Below are 17,069 nucleotides of genomic sequence, written 5' to 3'. Positions count from 1 at the left end.
CGCGTTCACCGCACAGGCACGGTCGTAGTCGTCTTGGCCTTCGCTTTCTTCCGCATTCCCCTTCCAGTCCGGCAAGGCCGAGACGGGGACGATGATGAGCGGGCCGCCGAAGGATTTCGACCCAGGTTGTCTTCGTCGGCGCTGAGTTCACGACTGGATGTGCCCCCGGGAACCGACAGTTTCGCGCGGCGTCGCGACATACTTCCGTCATGACGGATTGGGTGACCGGGCAGTCACGGGGGTTCACGACGTTGCTCGGCGCGCGCATCGAGGAGTGGGCCGGTGTCGAAATCGCCTTGCGGGAAGACGTGGCGGGAACCGGTCCTCCTGGCCGAGGTTCACTTGCGGATCGACGGACGGCCGCTGCTCCTGCTCGCGGGCGAACTGGAAGAAACGCACACGTGCGCTCGTCCATCAACGGCTCGACGAGTCGATCCTTGCATTCGTTGATCTCGCGGCGCCGATCGAATACGCTGACGTGTAGGACGTTATACACAATCGGCCTATACTCGTAGGTGCATGGTGTTGCGTCTCGGTTCCCCGCTTGGGTCGAGGTAGGTGGGTGCGATGAATTCCGGTAGCCCGTCTTGGGTGATCTGGACTTTCCATTCGCTTTTGTGGATCAGCCGATGGTGTCTCGTGCAGAGGAGCACGAGGTTGTCGGTTTTCGTTTCGCCGCGGTGCCGCCAGAAAACCAGATGATGCGCCGTGCACCGTTGGACCGGTATGGCGCAACCTGGACACGCGCAGCCGCCGTCCCGGATTTTCAGCGCGTGTTTCTGCCGGGGTGGTGGCGGAACGGCTGGAGTGTCCCACGTCCAGCGGTTGCCCAGCACCGGAGAGAACGACCGGGCGGATGCGGGCGTCGCAGGCGAGGATCCGGACATCGGTGGCGGAGATCGGGCCGACCGGATCGAGGACGCCGTCGCCGACCTCATTCATCAGGTCGTCGTAGGCCATGGTGATCAGGATCTGCGTCGACTCCCCGGCCTGGCCGGGAAGATCGGGGCTGGCGGTCTTGAGTCGTACGTAGTCGGCGAACGCGTCCCCGTAGCGTTCATCCTGACTGCGGGTGTCGCGGACACCGTCGACGGCCTTGTGCGGTTTGGCCAGCGGATCGAGATCGGACTTCAACCGGGCGTAGGTTTCCAGATCCAAGGTTCCCGCGAACCCGAGCGTGCCATCACGGTGTTTGACGAACCGCAACTCCGGACGCGTGTCCTGGGGGTCTGACTGTTTTCGCTGGCCACAGAATCAACAATACCCCTGTTCGAACACCTGTGCTAGCACGATTTGCGTAGCGATCCCGAGTAAAGCGAAGGGCGCGAAGCACCTTTAAGACGCGAAGGAAACCCCGAAACCTGCAAAGTGATGTTCAACCGCCCCGCCAGCCCCACGCCGGGGCAGCGGTCCCCGGCAACGCCCACGGCAACCCGCTAAAAGCCGGCAGCGACTCCCCGCCGAAAAGAAGACCCGTAGGCATCAAGAACGGCTTCCCACCCCAGATCGCCCAGCAAGAAATGAAACGAAAGCACCGACGGGCCACATCGGTACCTGAACACATGCCGGGTCAAATTGACGCAAAACGAACAACCAGCCGCAATTAGTCCTCTAGTTGCGGTCCGCCGGGGCCCGGTCACGACAAGGGCTCGAGTTGCCGTTCACGCCATCGCCTCTAGGTTGACGGTATGTCGATCTGCGGGGCCCGATGAAGGGGCCCGGATTCCTCGTCGTCCTGTTGGTGGTCCTCGGCGGCGTCAGCGGGCTCGGGTTCCTGCTGGGACTGGGCAACGCGGCCGTTCTCGCCGCGCTCACCGCGCTCTTCTGTCTCATCGCGGCGGTCGGCGGTCCACTCTGGGCGGATCTGCGGCTGCTGGCCTGGTTCGCGCCCGCGGTGATCCTCGCGGTCGGCGTACCGCGGCTACTGGGCGAGGTTTCGCAGTGGGCCGCGATCAGCCTGCTGGTGGTGATCGTGGTCGTCGCCGGACTGCTGCCCGTGCTCGGCCCGCGGTTCGTCACGGTCGGGCTGGGGCTCGGGATGGCGTCCTTGTTCGGTTACGGCTTCCAGTTGACGGGGACGGCGTCGGCCGGGCAGATCCTGGGCGCGCCCGCGCTCGCGGTGGGGGTCGTTCTGCTGCTGCGGGTGCTGATCGGTGCCAAGGACCCGGCAAAGCCGACCCGTGAGGCGCTGGCGGAAGCGCTCGCCGCGGGGACGTCCGACACACAGGAACGCGCGGCGCGGCTCTGGCTCGCGGATCGGCCGCAGCGCTGGACGGCCGGGGTCCTCGGCGGCACGTTCCGGCACCGCGCGGCGGCCGGGTTGCTCGAGATCCGCCGGAAACGACTGGACAGCGAGGAAATCGGTGTAACCCTCGACGCCGCCAAGGAAGAAGCCGTCAGACTGGCCGATGCCGTCCGGAACCCGGCGGCGCCGGACGAAGTCGAACCGGTGCGCCGCAAGGAACCCGCCGAGTTGCCCGGCGCCACGGCCGGGCTCGTCACCGCGCTCTGGGACTCCCTCGAGACCATTCGGACCGCGGCCACCGAGCGCGATAAGTCGCGTGTGGACGTTCCGAAAGGACTCCGTAAGGAACTACGCCGGATCGAGTTGAGCGGCGCGTTCTCCTGGCGGTCAGCGCAGTTCCGGCACGCGCTGCGGTGCGGTCTCGGGGTGGCGCTGGCCCTCGTCGTGGCGAGTTTCCGGCCCGGCGACCCGCTCACCGTGTCCTTCCTGCTCGGCACTTTCGCCATCATGCAGCCGGAATGGCATGACAGCCTCGGCAAGGCCTGGCAGCGCATCGGCGGCTCCCTCGGCGGCGCGGTCGTGCTCGCGCTCGTTCTTTGGCTGTTGCCGCAGGGGTTTCTGCTGCCGGTCGGGCTCGTCGCCCTGCTCGGCGGGTTCTCCGTCATGCGGACGCGGCCCACGATCTTCAACGGCTGCATGGTGCTCATGTCCGTCGGCGTGAACGCGACGACCAAACACCTCGACCCGCGGTACGTGCTCGTCGAATACCTGCTCCTGATGGTCCTCGCCGGCGCCATCGCGCTGCTGTTCGGTTTCGCCGCGATCCCTGGCGTACCGAAACCCGGCGCGGCGGAACGCTTCGACACGGCGGTCGACGCCACCCGCACCCTGCTCGGCTCTGTCGGGCGGAAACTACGCGGCGACGACGTCGATCCGCGGACGCTCGGCCGTGAGTTCCGTGGCGCCACCGTCGCGCAGCATGGTCTGCTCGCCGCGGAACCCGGCACGAAGGAACCCGCGCCCGGACAACGCGGCGCGCTGGAGAAGACGGCGGAAGCCTTGCGTGGCCTGTCCGTCACGGCCTCGTCACTCTTGCTGCGCCCAGGATCGACCGGGGTCGCGGACGCCGTCGACGAAGCCGCCCGCGCGCTCGGGACCGAAGAAGCGACGGAAATTCCGGTGCCGTCGGACGCCGACGAGGAACAACGCCTGGTGCTCGACACGATCGTCGCCGAAGTGGTCGCGGTCGGCGAAGTGGCTCAGACGTTCAAGTGCGGCTAGCTGTCCGCTTTGGTCTCGTCGCGGTGCTGCCCGGCGATCTCGGCGTCGGGCGCGCACAGCGCGCACGGGGTGAACCCGAGCTGCCGGGCCTCTCCGATACCGAGCGGGATCGTGTCCCGGGTTTCGAGCCAAGCGCACGTGGTCACGTGATAGCGCGGGTATTCGTCGACGACGACGACCTCGGTCTCGAGTTCGGAGACGACCGCCACATCCGCGGGGTCGCTCTTCTCCTCACCCGGGTCGCCGTTGTGCTGCTTCTCCGAAGACGCGACCTCGGCTTCGTCCTCATCACCCAGCTCACCGGCGGCGGGCATCAGGACGGTCTGCTCGGCGTCCTCGGGTTTGACATCGGCTTCGTCAGGCTCATCGGCCTCGGACGCCTCGTCGTCCGCCGTGTCCTCGGCGGGAGTGGCGGCCTCGGCGGACCGCTTCTTCCGACGGCGTAGCCAGTCGAAGACGAGCAACAACCCGGCGACGACGGAGAGACCGATGGAGATCCAGGCCCACAGGGAGTTCGCGGTGATGAGCGCCGCGACGAGCAGCCCCAGAGCCGCCAGTACCAGTACTAGGACGATGTAAAGCACGGTGAATTACAACACGAGAGGCAAGCGAAACGGCCCCGACCCTCCGGAGAGTGCCGAGGCCGTTCCACTGGGTAGAAATAGCCTGGGGTAGAAGTAGCCCAGGGTAGACAAGTCCGGGTAGGAAATCAGCCCGCTTCGGCCCGAGGACCGAACGAGTAACCCTGTCCGCCACCCGAGGACGACGCCGACTGCCCCGAGTTCGACGAAGACGCCGAAGCGGGAGCGGCCGAACCGCGGTCGTCGAGCTCGCGCAGCTGGGACTCGAGGAACCCGCGCAGCCTCGTGCGGTACTCCCGCTCGATCGTGCGCAGCTCTTCGATCTTCTTGCCCAGCGAGCCCTTCTCCGCGTTCATGTTGTTCATGGTCTCGGTGTACTTGCGCTGAGCCTCGCGCTCCATGGTCGTCGCCTTGTCGCGCGCCTGGCGCTCCAAGGTCTCGGCACGGGTCCGCGCGTCGTTCAGCATGGTCTCGGCGCGGGTGCGCGCCTCGTTCACCATCGAATCCGACTTCGACCGTGCGTCCGAGAGCAACTGCTCGGACTTGGTCCTCGCCTCGGCGAGCATGCCGTCCGACTCGGTCTTGGCCTCGGCGGTGAGCCGGTCGGCCATTTCCTGCGCCAGCCCGAGCACCTTGGCGGCCTGGACGTTGGGCTCCCCGTTGTCCGGCACCATCGAGTGGGCCTGGGTCTGCTCCATCGCCGACTGCGGCGGCGGAACCGGGGCCAGGCGACGCGACGGTTCGTCGCGCACCTGTGGTGGCGGGCCGACAGGTCCCGCCTTCGCATTCTCGAGCTCTCCACGGGTGGTCTCGAGCTCGTTGTCGAGCTGTTCGACCTGCTGCCGCAGCTCGTTGTTGTCCTCGATCAACCGGGCAAGCTCGGTCTCCACCAGGTCGAGGAACGCGTCCACCTCGTCCTCGTTGTAGCCCCTTTTGCCAATGGGCGGCTTGCTGAACGCGACGTTGTGCACGTCAGCGGGGGTCAACGACATCAGATCACCTCACGCACTCCATGGCCTGCAGGTCCACCCGGGCTTCCCCGAAAATCACCCTGGCGTTGTCAGCTGCATCGCGAAGAACACAACCAACAGCAGCACCATAATCGATAAGTCCAGTCCGACGCCGCCGATTCGTACGGTCGGGATGATTCGTCTGAACAGACGAACCGGTGGGTCGGTCACTGTGTAGATGGTCTCGAGCGTTACCGCAACCCCTCCGGCAGGACGCCACTCGCGAGCGAAAGCACGCACGAGTTCAACGACGATCCGTGCCGTCAGCAGGAGCCAGAAAGCGAACAGCACGTACCAGACGACCAGCAACACAGCATTCACGTAACCACTCTGCCATGTCTCGCGTCAAAAGACGCAGTTGACGGGCACGAGATGCCGATGAGTCGACAAAATCACATCCGGCTGCGCTCAGCGGTCACCAGGTGATCAGCCGCGCAGGAATAATCCGCCTTCGGCAATCCGCCGACGGTCTTCCGCGGTGACGTCCACATCGGGCGGTGAGAGAAGGAACACCTTGTTGGTGACCTTGTCCATCGACCCACGCAGCGCGAAGGCGAGCCCCGCGGCGAAGTCGACGAGACGCTTCGCGTCCGCGTTCTCCATCTCGGTGAGGTTCATGATCACCGGGATGCCCTCGCGGTAGTGCTCACCGATCGCCCGCGCCTCGGCGTAGCTCGTCGGGTGCAACGTCGTGATCCGGCTCAGCGGGTCACGGACGGCCGGACGGACCGGCTCCGTGACCGGACGCAGCCGGGCGACCGGTTCCGGCTGGCGATCGATCGCCAGTGCCCCGTGGACCGCCGGCTCGGCGGCGATCACAGAACGTGACCGAGTCCGCGAGACGGGCTCGTCATACGTGTCTTCGACGTCCCGGTAACGTCCACCCCGCGACCGGGCTGGTGGCTCGTCGTCGTAGTCGTACTCGTCGTCGGCGTATTCCTTTGGGGCATAGCCTCGCCGGTAGTTCTCTTCGACGTCATAGCCGTCTTCGTCCGCGGGCACCATCCCGAAGTAGGCCTTCAGCTTCTGCAGCGCGCTCATGCCTCTCCCTAGCCTTAGCCGCGTCCCGCACCATGCTCCCCCGCCCTCGCCACCACTCCCCGTAACGACGAGACGGTATTCCCTAGGGCGAGGCTAAACCGCGCCCACCGAGCAACGCGGTTCCGACACGCACACACGTCGAGCCGTGCGCGATCGCCTGCTCGAGATCGTTGCTCATTCCGGCGGAGAGTTCACGGGCTTTTGGGTGTTCTTCCCGTAGACGCTCCGACGCACGAGCGAGCTTCTCGAACGCCTCTGCGGGATCAATACCCAGCGGAGCCACCGCCATAAGCCCAAGGAGGCGAATATCACCCACATGGGCTATCCGCTCCGCCAACTGGCCTAACTCGCTCACCCGGACGCCCCCGCGCTTCGGATCGTCATCGAGACTTACTTGAATGAGGACGTCCAACGGGTGATCACGTTGCCCGGAATCGAGCGCTGATCTGGTCGCCTTCGCGAGTGCGTCGGCGAGGCGTTCGGAGTCGACGGACTGGACCTCGTCGGCCCAGCGCACGACCGAGCGGGCCTTGTTCCGCTGGAGACTGCCGACCATGTGCCAGCGGATCCGGGCGTCCGGACGCAAACCGGCGACCTCTTCGGCTTTCGAGCCCGCCTCCTGATCACGGTTCTCGGCGAGGTCGAGCGCGCCGAGGTCGGCGAGCAGCGCCGCGTCGAGCGCCGGGAAGGTCTTGGTGACCGTGAGCAGCCGGACCTCGTCGCGCTGTCGGCCGGCGGCCTTGCACGCCGCCGCGATCCGGTCTTCCACTTCGGCGAGGTTGGCGGCGAGTTCCCCCTTGCGGGCGTCACTCACGAGGCGTCCAGCCACGTGATGCCCGCGATCCGGCCGGTGGTGCCGTCGCGGCGGAAGCTGAACAGCGTCTTTTCTTCGTTGGTACAGCGTGGATCGACGCCGATCTTCCCGACGCCGAGGTCGGCCAGTTGTCGCCAGAGCCCGGCGCGCAGGTCGAGTCCCGGCGTGCCTTTGCGGGTTTTGCAGGCGCTGCCCGGCACGTGCTTCTCGACGTCGGCGGCCATGTCGGCGGGGACTTCGTAGCAGTCGCCGCAGATCGCCGGACCGAGCAGCGCTTCGGTCCGGCCCGGTTCGGCACCGAGCGAGCGCATCGCCTCGACGGCGGCGGGGACGACACCGACCCTGGCGCCGACGCGGCCCGCGTGAACGGCGGCGACGACACCGGCTTCGACGTCGGCGAGCATGACGGGAACGCAGTCGGCGACGAGCACGACGAGCGCGAGACCGGGCTCGGCCGTCACGAGAGCGTCGGTCGCTTCGGCGGCGGAGGTCTCGGAGCCGTCGACGACGGTGGCGGTGCGGCCGTGGACCTGCTCCATCCACGCCAGCCTGTCCTCGGCGAGGCCGAGTTCGGCGGCGAGGCGTTTGCGGTTGGCGAAGACGTCGCCCGCGTCATCACCGACGTGATCACCGAGGTTGAAGGTGTCGTAAGGCGGCCGGGAAGCCCCGCCGGCCCTTGTCGTGACAACCCGCCGTACCCGCAAGACTTGCCTCCTTGGTGACTTTGCCCGCATCTCACGCAGTGAAGGGGACTTTGCCCACATGACATGCGGGCAAAGTCCCCTTCAGCTCACCGTGAAATCTTACCGCCGCATGAACGGAGGCACGTCGACCTCGTCGTCCGACGGGTCGTCGTGCACCGGGGTGGCGCGGCCGGGCAGGCTGCCGTGGGTCGAGTTCGACCCGATCGGCGAGTAGCCGCGCGAACCGCCGCCGGGCTGGGGGAGCCCGCCGGTCAGCGAGCCGTTGCCCTCGTTACGGGAGGACGGCATCGGCGAGTGCGTGCGCGGCGGCGCCACCGGGTAGCCGTTGGAACCGGTCGACGGCGGTACCGGAGTCGCCCCGGAGGGCTGGCTCTGCACCGGCGTCGCTCCGCCGCCGTTGACCTGGCCCGCCTGTGCGGACGCGGTCGAGTTCGACCGGGAGCCGAACGTCGACGGGTCGAGCTTCTTGTGGGTCGGCGTGCCCGCGTCGAAACCGGCCGCGATCACGGTGACCCGGACCTCGTCGCCGAGCGAGTCGTCGATGATCGTCCCGAAGATGATGTTCGCGTCGGGGTGCGCGGATTCCTGCACCAGCGACGCGGCCTCGTTGATCTCGAACAGGCCGAGGTCCGACCCGCCCGCGATCGACAGCAGCGCGCCGTGCGCCCCGTCCATGGAAGCTTCCAGCAGCGGCGAGTTGATCGCCTTCTCCGCCGCCTGGATCGCCCGGCCCTCGCCGCGCGCCGAGCCGATGCCCATCAGCGCGGAGCCCGCGCCGGACATGACGCTCTTGACGTCGGCGAAGTCCAGGTTGATCAGACCCGGCGTGGTGATCAGGTCGGTGATGCCCTGGACACCCGAAAGCAGGACCTCGTCCGCCGAGCGGAAGGCGTCCATCAGCGAAACCCCGATGTCGCCCAGCTGCAGCAGCCGGTCGTTCGGGATGACGATCAGGGTGTCGCATTCGTTGCGCAGCTGCTGGATGCCGTCTTCGGCCTGCTTGCTGCGGCGTTTGCCCTCGAACGTGAACGGGCGGGTGACGACGCCGATGGTCAGCGCGCCGAGTTTGCGGGCGATCTGGGCGACGACGGGCGCGCCACCGGTGCCGGTGCCACCACCCTCACCCGCGGTCACGAACACCATGTCGGCGCCCTTGATGACCTCTTCGATCTCTTCGCGGTGGTCCTCGGCGGCCTTCTGCCCCACCTCGGGGGCGGCGCCGGCACCGAGGCCGCGGGTCAGTTCCCGGCCGATGTCGAGTTTGACGTCGGCGTCGGACATGAGCAGTGCCTGAGCATCGGTGTTCACCGCGATGAACTCGACACCCTTGAGGCCGACCTCGATCATGCGGTTCACGGCGTTAACTCCGCCGCCGCCGATACCGACGACCTTGATCACCGCAAGGTAGTTGTGCGGGGGCGTCATCGGGTCCGCCTTCCTGATCGTGTGTGCCCGTGCTGCCGGCCGGTCGCTGAGCTTGTATCTGAACCCTCGAGCTGAAGTTCAGAGTGAGAGTTATGTCAACTGCCGACGTTGAAGCAGGACGGTATGCACCAGGCAGGCTCGAATCCAGTAGCCACGCCGTGTGTCGCAAAGGTGTTTTGCCACAACATGTTCCCGGGCGCAAGAGCGAGGCCCCGCCGCAGCGCCGAACGGCGGCCTGGTAGGAGCCGAGATCAGGTGGGCATGGACATGACCATGACGACGTCCTTCGACGGCGATCCGGTCGGTGATCCACCCGCCTGCTCGACGCTGAGCGCGAACTTCTCGGCCCCGCCGAGTCCGTCGGCGACCAGCAGCTCACTGTCCTGACCACCCGAAATGAGCCCGGCGGGCTTGGGCGCGCCGCCCGGGTACATGAACCACGCCTGGTAGGTCCGGCCCGGTTCGTTCTTCGGCAGCTGAGCCGCCATGAAGACGAGCCGGTCCTTGGCGCGCGACATCATCACGGTCCCGCCGCCCCCGGCGGAGGCCTCGGCGTGACCGGTCCGGAGATCGGCGGCCGAAAGGATGTCCGCGACCGGCGCGTACCGATCCGCGTACCGCGCCGCCTGTTCCCGCGCGGCGGTCAGCTGCGAATGGGTGTCGTAGGCGATGCCGCCGAACACGGCGGTGCCCGCCAGCCCGACGATCGCCGCCGCGGCCGCGGCGATCGCCCAGCGTGGGGCGCGACGGCGGTCCTCGACGCGTCCCCCGGTTTCGAACCGCGTCTTCGGCGGCTCCTGCCGGGTCGCCATCGCCTGCGTGAGCACGCGGCGCTTGAGTTCGGGCGGCGGGTCTTCGGCCAGCGCGGCGCCGAGCCGGGTCGCGGTCATCTGCAGTTCGAGGACCTCTTGAGCGCACGAAGCGCACTCGCCGAGGTGCCGCTGGAGCTGGGCACGCTCCAATTCGGACAGTGCGTCGACGGCGTAGGCGCCGGTGAGCGTGTGCATTTCGGGCATCGTCATGCCGTCACCCCCAAACAGTCCCGGAGCCTGATCAGGCCGTCCCGGAGTCGAGTCTTGATGGTCCCGTGCGGAGTCTGCAGCACCTCGGCGACCTCGCGATAGGTGTAGCCCTGGTAGTAGGCGAGCAGCACGGATTCCCGTTGCAGCTCGGTCAGGCTGGTCAGGCAGCGGCGCACCTGCGAACGCTCCCAGCGGGCCGCGACGGCCTCGGCCACCTCGTCGAAGGGGCGGGCGCGGGCGGCCTCGAAGGTCGCCTTGACCTCGCGGTCCGAGCTGGCCCGTGCCGACCGGACGCGGTCGACGGCACGGCGGTGCGCGAGCGTCATGGCCCAGTTCAGCGCGCTCCCCCGATCCGGGGAGTAGCGCGTGGCCGTGCGCCACAGCTCGACCATGACCTCCTGAGTGACCTCTTCGGCCTGGGCGACGTCACGGAGGATCCGCCGCACCAGGCCGAGGACGGGGCCTGCGAGCCGGTCGTACAGCGCTTCGAAGGCCCGCTCGTCCCCTTTCGCCACCCGGACGAGCAGTTCCTCGGCCGTCGGACCCGCCGGTTCGCCGTCCGTTGCGGGAACGGGCGCCATCCGGCGCGGGCGTGCCGATTCATCCATCAAGCCTGCCTCCGGCCGTCTGCGGCGTCCGCGGGGTCAGCGGCGCCTTCTTCACCCACAGTTTGACCCCGTGCCGCCGGATCAGCGCGGAGACCCGGTGCGGCATGAGCGGACGGGTGACCAGCATGTGCACCAGCCACCTGGCGGTGGCGGGCCGTCGCACGCCGCTCAGCGACGCGGTCAGCGGTGTCTGCCCACCCTGCCGGAGCGCGATCTGGACCGAAAGCAGCGACTCCGGCCGCGGCACCGCCATCCGGTACTCGCCGTCCATCGACTGGAAGGGCGAGACGTAGAACTCTTTGTCCGCGCGGGCGATCCCGTCGGCGTCGGGGCGCAGGAGATACGCGTGCCTGCCCCGGTAGGTGTTGTGGACCTCGGCGACGACGCATTCGAGTTCGCCGTCGGGCCGGTGGCACCAGTAGAGGGTGATCGGGTTGAAGTTGTGCCCGAGCAACCGCGCGCCCGCGAGCATCAGCACCCGGCCGCCTTGAAGGTCGACACCACGCGCCGCGAGCCAGCGGTCCAATTTGGACCGGATGCTGGAGGTGTCTTCGGGGGCGAAGTGGTCTCTCGAGTCGAAGCGGGCGAAAGGCCGAAGCCACCGCGGCAGCTTCGGCGGCGCGTCGAGGTCGATGAGCCAGAGATAGACGCGGTGGGCGAACGAGATCGGCGGATCGTTGCGCCGGACATGCGCCACCGTGGAGTCGTAGAGCACGGCTATGACGGTCACCATCGCACCCCGAAGTTCTCGGCCGCGCGGACACCGGACGCGCAGCCGTCCTCGTGGAACCCCCAGCCGTGGTACGCGCCGGCGAACGCGACCGTGTCGTCGTCGAGTTCGGGCAGACGACGCTGGGCGGCGACGGAGTCCGGCGTGTAGACGGGGTGTTCGTAGGTCATCTTGGCCAGCACCGAACCGTCGTCGGGGGCGGTGCCGGGGTTGAGCGTGACGACGTACCCGGTCGGCTCGTCGAGCCGCATCAGGCGGTTCATGTCGTAGGACACCTGGACGGCGCCCGCGTTCGCGCCGCAGGCGGGCGTGGCGTAGTTCCAGCCGGCCCGCGCCGATCCCGCGGTCGGGAGCACGCCGGTGTCGGTGTGCAGCCACGCCTCGTTGCTGGAGTACCGGAACGAGCCGAGGACGTCACGTTCGGCTTCGGTCGGCGACGCGAGCAGGTTCAACGCCTGGTCCGCGTGCGTGGCCAGGACGACCTTGTCGAGCCGGTGCCGGGTGTCGGCGTCGTCGCGGACCTCGATCCCCCGCGCGGTGCGCCTGACCGAGCGGACCGGCGTCGACAGGTGCACGGCGGTCAGTTGCTTGGCGGCCAGGTCGACGTACTCACGGGACCCGCCGACGACGGTGCGCCAGCTCGGGGACCCGCCGACCGACAGCATCCCGTGGTTGCGCAGGAATTCGAACAGGTAGCGCGCGGGGTATTCGAGCGTGTCGTTCCGGTCGGCCGACCAGACGGTGGAGACGACCGGGAGCAGGAAGTGGTCGACGAAATACTTCGTGTACCCACCGATGGCGAGGAACGCGCCGAGGGTGACGTCGCCCGCTTCGGGCGCTTCAAGGACGCGCGTCGCGTGCTGGTGGAAGCGTTTGACGTCGGCGAGCATCCGCAGGTAGCGCCCGCGTGTGGCGTTGCGCGGCTGGGCGAAGAGGCCCTTCAAGCCCTTCGCGCCGGCGTACTGGAGGCCGCAGCCGTCGCAGCGGATGCTCATCGACATCTCGGTGTCGCGGGTGGCCACACCCAGTTCGGCGAACAGCCGGAGCAGGTTCGGGTAGGTGCGCTCGTTGTGCACGATGAACCCGGAGTCGATGCCGACGGTGCCGCCGTGCGCGCTCGGGACGTCATGGGTGTGCGCGTGCCCGCCCAGCCTGTCTTCGGCTTCGAACAGCAGCACTTCGTAGCGGCGTTGCAGCAGGTACGCGGCCGTGAGGCCGGCGACGCCGCTGCCGATGACTCCGATGCGTTGACCCGTGGTGTGCACGTGAGGCATTCGAAGCCGGATCGCGAGCGGATTGGATCGCGTGACCGGCGCATCATCCGACCCATCCCTTTCCGGTCCGGGAGCGAATGACGACTATGCCGAACAGTCCCGCGTCCCGTCTGGTCCCGTTCGTCGAGCGGCTCCTCGGTGGTTCCCTCCCGGTCGGTCTCCGCACCTGGGACGGCGTCCGCGCCGGTCCGCCGGACGCCCCGACCGTGGTCCTCCGCAACCGCCGCGCGCTGCGCCGTCTCCTGTACGCCCCTGGCGAATTGGGGCTGGCGAGGGCCTACGTCTCCGGCGATCTCGACGTCGAAGGCGACCTCGCCGACGGATTCCGCCGGATCTGGGCGCTGACCCGGTCGGGCGCCGTGCGCGGCGCCGAGCTCCGCCCTCGCGAATGGGCCGAGGCAGTCCGGCTCGCGGTGAGCCTCGGCGTCGTCGGGCCGCCGCCCGAACCGCCCGCCGAGGAGGCCCGGCTGTCGGGGAAACTGCACAGCCTGCTCCGCGACAAGTCCGCGATCTCGCACCATTACGACCTCGGCAACGCCTTCTACCAGCTGCTGATGGACGAATCGATGGCCTACTCGTCGGCGTACTGGACGTCCGAGGAAGACGGCTACGACCTCGAACAAGCCCAGCGGGACAAGCTCGAACTGATCTGCCGCAAGCTCGGCCTGCGGCCGGGGATGCGGCTGCTCGACGTCGGTTGCGGCTGGGGCTCGCTGCTGGTGCACGCGGCGAAGCACCACGGCGTGCACGCCGTCGGCATCACGCTTTCGGCGGAACAGCTGCAGCACATCCGCGGCCGCCTCGCCCAGCACGACCTGGAGGATCGCGTCGAAGTCCGTCGTCAGGACTATCGCGAGCTGACAGATGAGCCGTTCGACGCGGTCGCGACCATCGAGATGGGTGAGCACGTCGGCGAAGAGAACTACCCCGAGTACACGCGGACGCTGTTCCGCATGCTCAAGCCCACCGGGCGGCTGGTCCTGCAGCAGATGTCCCGCGGCGCGGTGGCGCCCGGTGGCGGCGCGTTCATCGAGCGCTACATCGCCCCCGACATGACGATGCGGCCGCTGAGCCGCACGCTCGGACACTTGGAGAACGCCGGGTTCGAGATCCGTGACGTCCAGGCGCTGCGCGAGCACTACGTGTGGACGGTCCGGGCATGGGAGAAGACGCTGGAAAGCAACTGGGAAGACGTCGTGGCGCTGATCGGTGAATCCGGCGCCCGGGTTTGGCGGCTCTACCTGGTCGGCGGCGCGCTGGCGTTCGAGGAGAACCGGATGGGCGTGGACCAGATCCTCGCGGTCCGCTCGTCCGACGAAGGCTTGAGCGCGCTGCCCGCCACGAAAGAGTGGTCCTGATGTCGCTTGGGGGGACCCTGCTCGTCACCGCCGGGGTGACCCTGCTGGCGGTCGTCGTCACCTTCGGCATCGCGCTGGCGCGCAAGCGCTACGACACCGTCGACATGTTCTGGGGTCCGGGCTTCGCACTCGTCGCGCTGGTCGCGGCGCCGCTCGGGGACGGGTCGGTGGCGCTGCGCGTGGTCACCGCGGCGCTGACGGCGATCTGGGGTGTGCGCCTCGGCGTGCACCTGCACCTGCGCAACCACAAGCTGCCCGAAGACCCCCGCTACGTGCGGATGGCGGAGAGCGCCAGCCCGAATCCGGCGCTCAAGCTGTTCGTCCGCGTGTACCTGTTCCAGGCGGTGGTGCTCTGGTTCGTGTCGCTGCCGGTCCAGTTCGCGATGTACGGCGACTCCTTCGGCGTGACGGCCTGGCTCGGCGTCGCGGTGTGGCTGGTCGGCTTCGGGTTCGAGACCATCGGCGACGAGCAGCTACGCCGCTTCAAGGCCCCGGACAACAAGGGGAAGGTGCTCGACAGCGGGCTGTGGCGCTACACGCGGCATCCCAACTACTTCGGGGACGCGTGCGTGTGGTGGGGCCTGTACCTGCTGGCGTGTTCGAGCTGGGTGGGGGCGGCGACGATCCTGTCGCCGATCGCGATGACGTTCACGCTGGCCAAGGGCACCGGAAAACCTTTGCTGGAGAAGGGCTTGCATCGTTCCCGGCCGGGGTACGCGACCTACGTCGAGCGGACCAGCGGGTTCTTCCCGCTGCCCCCTCGCCGCGGGCGTGTCTCCTGAGCTGTATTCGCGTGATCGGGTGAGGAAACGCGCGCGTTTCTTGTCGGCCGCCTGTAGGCCTGAGTGAGTGACCAGGCGGTACTGCGGCCCGGCTACGGAAATCCGAGAGCGCGCTTTGTAGACACAGCCGGGCTACTCCCCGGTGAGACCATCGGTCAGTTCACGCAACAGGTCGAGGTGGCCGGCGTGCCTGCCGGTCTCCTCGATCATGTGCGCGACCACGAACCGGACGTTGACCTTGCGGTCGCCTCGGAAGGCGACCTCGTCGTCGAGCCCCATCCGGGCGACGATCCCGCGGCTCCGCTCGCATTCGGCCTGGTAGGCGGCGATCAGCTGGTCGACCGGGGTCCGCATGGCGACCCGGAACTCGGCGTCGGGGTCGGTTTCGAGCGCCTCCTTCCAGACGTCCTCCTGGCCGTCGAGCACCACGTTGAACCAGTACTGCTCGACCAGGGTCAGATGACCGAGCAGACCGGCGACGGTGGTCAACTCGCTGGGCACGAGTGGCCGCCGGGCCTGTTCGTCGGTGAGTCCGGAGCACTTCCACACCACGGTGGCGCGGAGGAAGTCGAGAAAGCCGTTCAACTGGGTGCGCTCGTCGCCGGTGAGCGGTGGTTCGGGGCGCTTCGGTTCGTCGGTCATGGTGGTGCAGTCTGCCGGGCCCCACCGACGGTTCGCGAACGAGTTCCCGTGCCGGGCTTTCCACCATCTGCCGCGGAGTGGTGATCCATGTCCGACCGGGATCCCATCGTTCGAGTGAAACCGGCGGTAGTTGGCGCCCACGAAACATGACGACCACCCGTCCGTCATGTCAGGCTGATGCAGTTGTGCCCATCGCCGCCAGATCCGAGAAAGGTCACTGATGTCAGGCCCTCAGCTGAGCGCACTCGATATCGCTTTCCTTTGCCTGGAAAGCGAAACGACGCCCATGCACATGGGCGCGGTGGTCACCTTCCGTCCGCACGGGCGGGTGCACGCGCGTAAGCTGACCGCGTTGCTCGCCGAGCGGGCCGCGCGGATCCCCAAGCTTCGCCAACGTCCCCGCACCGCACTGTTCCCGCCTGGTGCCGCCAGCTGGGCCGAGGACCCGTATTTCGTTGCAAGTGAACATATTTCACATCACCATCTGAGCTCACTGGACGAACCGGACCCACTCTCCGCCTACGCGTCACGGTGGATGGGACGACCGCTCGACACCGGAAAACCCTTGTGGGACTTGCGTCTCGTCACCGGCCTGCCGGACGGCGAGTTCGCGCTGCTGCTGAAACTGCACCACGCGCTCACCGACGGTGCCGGCGCGTACGCCGTCGCCGCGGGACTGCTCGACGCGCTCCCCCGCACGGCAGGGCGCGCCCGCGGCGGGGCCGAACCGCCCGCGCCCCGGTCCCCTGTGGACGCGGTCAAGGACGCGCTCGGTACCACTCTGGCCCAGGCCGGGACGTCCGCCGGGATCGCGTCGTCGGTCGTCCGCGCGACCCGCTCACCGCTGTCCCCGCTCAGCGCGCCGCCGTCGACAGAGCGCCGTCTCGGGTTCGTCCGGCTGGACACCGCCGAGATCCGTCGGATCCGGCGGTCCCACGGCGGTACCGCCAACGACGTCGTCCTGGCGATCCTCGCCGGTGCGCTGCGCGAATGGATGATCAACCGCGGCCAGCGCGCCGACGGCCGGACGCTGCGGGCACTCGTCCCGGTCAGCGTGCGCGGGCGCTCGGCCGAGCGATCCGGCGGTAACAAGCTGTCCGGGTATCTCTGCGATCTGCCGGTCGGCCTCGACGATCCGCCTGCGCGGCTGCTGGCCGTCCACCGCGAGATGAACCGGAACAAGGCCGCCGGCCCGGCCCGGGGCGCCGGCGCGTTCCCGCTGCTCGCCGACCGGATGCCGCCGATGCTGCACAGGCTCGGCGCCAAGACGGCCGGGCTGGCCGCGCCGCTGCTGTTCGACCTCGTGGTGACCACGGTGCCGGTGCCGCCGAACCGGCTCACCCTCGACGGGACGCGCCTCGAAAGCGTGTTCCCGTTCGTGCCGCTGGCGCCGCGGCAAGCGGTCGGGATCGCGGTGGCGACCTACCGGGATTCCGTCCACATCGGACTGCAGGCGAACGGGGCTGCGGTCTCGGACGTGGGTTCGCTGCGGGACGGCGTGCTCAAGTCGGCCGCGAAGTTGCTCGACACCGCTCATTGACGCGATCGCGAA

General features: G+C 68.2%; 17 protein-coding genes and 2 pseudogenes. 4 read left to right on the top strand and 15 right to left on the bottom strand.

The features are described 5' to 3' along the window. The 3 genes and pseudogenes from ACM6LU_RS14105 to ACM6LU_RS14095 form a co-directional block, all read right to left on the bottom strand. A pseudogene (locus ACM6LU_RS14105) lies at positions 1–75 on the bottom strand (hypothetical protein); the annotation flags it as partial. Positions 76–503: 428 nt separating this feature from the next. Further along, on the bottom strand, positions 504–887 hold the full coding sequence (locus ACM6LU_RS14100; RefSeq protein ID WP_414938568.1) for an HNH endonuclease signature motif containing protein: 384 nt from the start codon (positions 885–887) through the stop codon (positions 504–506). Further along, a pseudogene (locus ACM6LU_RS14095) lies at positions 850–1,206 on the bottom strand (DUF222 domain-containing protein); the annotation flags it as partial. The pseudogene ACM6LU_RS14095 and the gene ACM6LU_RS14100, both read right to left, overlap by 38 nt. Before the next feature lie 502 nt (positions 1,207–1,708). On the opposite strand from ACM6LU_RS14095, the gene ACM6LU_RS14090 reads away from it, so the two are divergent. Next, positions 1,709–3,526, top strand: coding sequence for an FUSC family protein (locus tag ACM6LU_RS14090; protein ID WP_414938107.1), 1,818 nt, complete (start codon positions 1,709–1,711; stop codon positions 3,524–3,526). Here ACM6LU_RS14090 and ACM6LU_RS14085 read toward each other — a convergent pair. The 11 genes from ACM6LU_RS14085 to ACM6LU_RS14035 form a co-directional block, all read right to left on the bottom strand. Then, positions 3,523–4,110, bottom strand: coding sequence for a hypothetical protein (locus ACM6LU_RS14085; RefSeq protein WP_414938106.1), 588 nt, complete (start codon positions 4,108–4,110; stop codon positions 3,523–3,525). The two genes, ACM6LU_RS14090 and ACM6LU_RS14085, sit on opposite strands and share 4 nt — an antisense overlap. A 125-nt stretch (positions 4,111–4,235) precedes the next feature. Further along, complete coding sequence (locus ACM6LU_RS14080) at positions 4,236–5,099, bottom strand: DivIVA domain-containing protein (protein ID WP_414938105.1); 864 nt, start codon at positions 5,097–5,099, stop codon at positions 4,236–4,238. Positions 5,100–5,153: 54 nt separating this feature from the next. Beyond that, a complete protein-coding gene (locus tag ACM6LU_RS14075; protein ID WP_076164547.1) occupies positions 5,154–5,429 on the bottom strand; it encodes a YggT family protein in 276 nt (91 codons plus the stop codon). Positions 5,430–5,543: 114 nt separating this feature from the next. Beyond that, a complete protein-coding gene (locus ACM6LU_RS14070) occupies positions 5,544–6,158 on the bottom strand; it encodes a cell division protein SepF (RefSeq protein WP_414938104.1) in 615 nt (204 codons plus the stop codon). A gap of 82 nt (positions 6,159–6,240) precedes the next feature. Beyond that, the gene (locus tag ACM6LU_RS14065) at positions 6,241–6,972 is read right to left on the bottom strand and encodes a YggS family pyridoxal phosphate-dependent enzyme (protein ID WP_414938103.1); all 732 of its coding nucleotides are present in this window, start codon (positions 6,970–6,972) and stop codon (positions 6,241–6,243) included. Next, positions 6,969–7,676, bottom strand: coding sequence for a peptidoglycan editing factor PgeF (pgeF, locus tag ACM6LU_RS14060; protein WP_414938102.1), 708 nt, complete (start codon positions 7,674–7,676; stop codon positions 6,969–6,971). The genes ACM6LU_RS14065 and pgeF overlap by 4 nt, the downstream gene beginning before the upstream one ends. A 99-nt stretch (positions 7,677–7,775) precedes the next feature. After that, entirely contained in the window at positions 7,776–9,101 is a 1,326-nt protein-coding gene (ftsZ, locus tag ACM6LU_RS14055; RefSeq protein WP_414938101.1) for a cell division protein FtsZ, read from the bottom strand. 251 nt (positions 9,102–9,352) lie between these two features. Next, a complete protein-coding gene (locus ACM6LU_RS14050; RefSeq protein WP_414938100.1) occupies positions 9,353–10,123 on the bottom strand; it encodes an anti-sigma factor domain-containing protein in 771 nt (256 codons plus the stop codon). After that, positions 10,120–10,731, bottom strand: a complete 612-nt coding sequence (gene sigK / locus ACM6LU_RS14045; RefSeq protein ID WP_414938099.1) for an ECF RNA polymerase sigma factor SigK — start codon at positions 10,729–10,731, stop codon at positions 10,120–10,122. The genes ACM6LU_RS14050 and sigK overlap by 4 nt, the downstream gene beginning before the upstream one ends. Further along, on the bottom strand, positions 10,724–11,464 hold the full coding sequence (locus tag ACM6LU_RS14040) for a DUF1365 domain-containing protein (protein WP_414938098.1): 741 nt from the start codon (positions 11,462–11,464) through the stop codon (positions 10,724–10,726). Before ACM6LU_RS14040 ends, sigK begins: the two co-directional genes overlap by 8 nt. Further along, on the bottom strand, positions 11,458–12,735 hold the full coding sequence (locus ACM6LU_RS14035) for an NAD(P)/FAD-dependent oxidoreductase (protein WP_414938097.1): 1,278 nt from the start codon (positions 12,733–12,735) through the stop codon (positions 11,458–11,460). Before ACM6LU_RS14035 ends, ACM6LU_RS14040 begins: the two co-directional genes overlap by 7 nt. 86 nt (positions 12,736–12,821) lie before the next feature. Between ACM6LU_RS14035 and ACM6LU_RS14030 the strand changes: the two genes are divergently transcribed. Continuing rightward, positions 12,822–14,093, top strand: a complete 1,272-nt coding sequence (locus ACM6LU_RS14030; protein ID WP_414938567.1) for a class I SAM-dependent methyltransferase — start codon at positions 12,822–12,824, stop codon at positions 14,091–14,093. Next, positions 14,093–14,875, top strand: coding sequence for a DUF1295 domain-containing protein (locus ACM6LU_RS14025; protein ID WP_414938096.1), 783 nt, complete (start codon positions 14,093–14,095; stop codon positions 14,873–14,875). The genes ACM6LU_RS14030 and ACM6LU_RS14025 overlap by 1 nt, the downstream gene beginning before the upstream one ends. A 132-nt stretch (positions 14,876–15,007) precedes the next feature. Here the strand turns inward: ACM6LU_RS14025 and ACM6LU_RS14020 are convergent, their stop codons facing one another. Further along, positions 15,008–15,517: a DinB family protein gene (locus tag ACM6LU_RS14020; RefSeq protein WP_414938095.1), complete on the bottom strand. Its 510-nt coding sequence runs from the start codon at positions 15,515–15,517 to the stop codon at positions 15,008–15,010. Positions 15,518–15,737: 220 nt separating this feature from the next. On the opposite strand from ACM6LU_RS14020, the gene ACM6LU_RS14015 reads away from it, so the two are divergent. Further along, a complete protein-coding gene (locus tag ACM6LU_RS14015; RefSeq protein ID WP_414938094.1) occupies positions 15,738–17,057 on the top strand; it encodes a wax ester/triacylglycerol synthase family O-acyltransferase in 1,320 nt (439 codons plus the stop codon). The last annotated feature ends 12 nt before the right edge of the window (positions 17,058–17,069 follow it).

Source organism: Amycolatopsis sp. cmx-11-51, from assembly GCF_047608665.1.
Classification (GTDB): Bacteria; Actinomycetota; Actinomycetes; order Mycobacteriales; family Pseudonocardiaceae; genus Amycolatopsis.
The sequence above is the reverse complement of the archived record's forward strand: the minus strand, read 5'-3'. Positions and strand labels throughout refer to the sequence as shown.